Origin of the sequence: Streptomyces palmae, from assembly GCF_004684805.1 — a bacterium.
Classification (GTDB): Bacteria; Actinomycetota; Actinomycetes; order Streptomycetales; family Streptomycetaceae; genus Streptomyces; species Streptomyces palmae.
Genome location: NZ_SRID01000637.1, coordinates 1 through 1,805, shown reverse-complemented (window position 1 = coordinate 1,805; position 1,805 = coordinate 1). Strand labels below are relative to the sequence as shown.

The window sequence follows — 1,805 nt, the reverse complement described above, 5'->3', positions numbered from 1 at the left end:
GCGTCCTTGCTCGCGTCCGAGCCGCTGCCGGGCAGCACGTCGAAGACGACCGCGGCCCCGGTCACCACGGCCAGGGCCCCGGCGACCGAGAGCACCAGGGAGCAGCTGAGCGCCCGCGGGCGGTTGCCGCCGCCCAGTGAGGCGAAGAGCGCCAAGCGGCGCCCCGACCGCTTCGACTCGCCGTCGGTGGGCCCTGTCCGGTCGGCCTGGCGCACGCCGTCCCCGGGCGGGCCCGCCGTCGCCCCCGCGGCGGACGACGCCCCTGCGGCGTACGGCACACCGACGGCAGGGTGCGCGGCCCTTGGCGGCCCGGCCACCGGCGGCCCCCCAGCAGGAGTCCCGGCCACAGACGGCCCCCCAGCGGGAAGGCCGGCCACGTGCGCCCCCTCCGCAGGAGTCCCGGCCACGGGCAGCCCCTCCGCGGGAAGCCCGGCCACCGGCGCCCCCTCGGCGGGGCGCTTCGTGCCGTGCGAGGGGGTCGGCGGGCCGAAGACTCCCAGCGCGGGCCCGGTACGCGGGTCGGCGAGCCGAAGGGTCAGCGTCTCCGAACCCGCCGCACCGCCGGAGGCCGGGGCCTCGTCCCCCGGGGCGGCGTCACCCCCCGCCGAGGCGGCAGCCACCGGACCGGACCCGACAGTCTCCCCCGCCGAGGCGGCGGCCACCGGACCGGACCCGAGGGTCGCCCCCGCCGAGGCGGCAGCGGCGGCAGGGTCCGCCGCCGGTGGGGCGGCGCCTCCCGCCACGGCAGCGGTGTCCCGCCCGGGGTCGGCGGCTCCCTCGGCCGGGCCACCCGCTCTCCCGGTCGAGGCGGCGCCTTCCGCCCCCGGCTCCGCCTCCGTCGTCCCCTCTCCCGGGGATCGCGGGCCCTCTCGCACCGGCGCGGCGGCCTCCAGGTCCAGGAGTTCCACGGCCTGCCGGCTGATCCGTTCGACCAGCGGGGCGGGCAGCCAGCCGGGGCGGACGAGCCCGGCCGCGCCGCCGCCGGGCGCCAGCCGCTCCAGGATCTGCTCCGGGGTGGGGCGGTCCGCCGGATCCTTGGCCAGGCAGCAGACGACCAGCTCCCGCAGTTCCGAGGTGAGCCCCGGGCCGAGCACGGCCTCCTCGTGGACCACCTTGTAGAGCAGCGAGGCGGAGCTGTCGCCCTGGAAGGGGCCGTCGCCGGTCGCGGCGAAGGCCAGCACCGCGCCCAGCGAGAAGACGTCCGCCGCGCCGGTGGCCGGCGTGCCGAGGATCTGCTCGGGGGACATGTAGCCGGGCGAGCCTATGGAGACGCCGGTGGCGGTGAGGGAGGCGGTGCCCGCGGTGGCCCGGGCTATGCCGAAGTCGATGAGCCGCGGGCCGTCCAGGGCGAGCAGCACGTTGGACGGCTTGACGTCCCGGTGCACCAGCCCGAGACCGTGTACGGTGCCGAGCGCCTCGGCCAGGCCGGCGGCCAGCGCCCGTACGGTGCTCTCCGGCAGTGGGCCGGTCTCGGAGACGGCCTGGTTCAGTGCGGGGCCGGCCACGTAACCGGTCGCCACCCAGGGCACCCGGGCCTGCGGGTCGGCGTCCAGCACCGGCGCGGTCCAGCCGCCGCCGACCTGCCGGGCGGCCTTCACCTCGCGGTGGAAGCGGGTACGGAACTCCTCGTCCAGCGCGAGGTGCGGATGGACGACCTTCACCGCCACGGTCCGCCCGCCGACGCTGCGTCCCAGGTAGACCCGGCCCATGCCGCCGGTGCCCAGTCTCCCCAGCAGGCGGTACGTCCCTATCTCCCGCGGGTCCTCCGCCCCCAGCGGCTGCATCGCCATGGCCTCCCCCTCGAC

The 1,805-nt window shown here is 78.4% G+C and carries 1 protein-coding gene; it reads right to left on the bottom strand.

Translation table 11 applies throughout. The features are described 5' to 3' along the window. Positions 1-1,784, bottom strand: a 1,784-nt coding sequence (locus E4099_RS34710; protein WP_245245344.1) for a serine/threonine-protein kinase, incomplete at its 3' end; no start/stop codon positions are given. Positions 1,785-1,805: the final 21 nt, after the last annotated feature.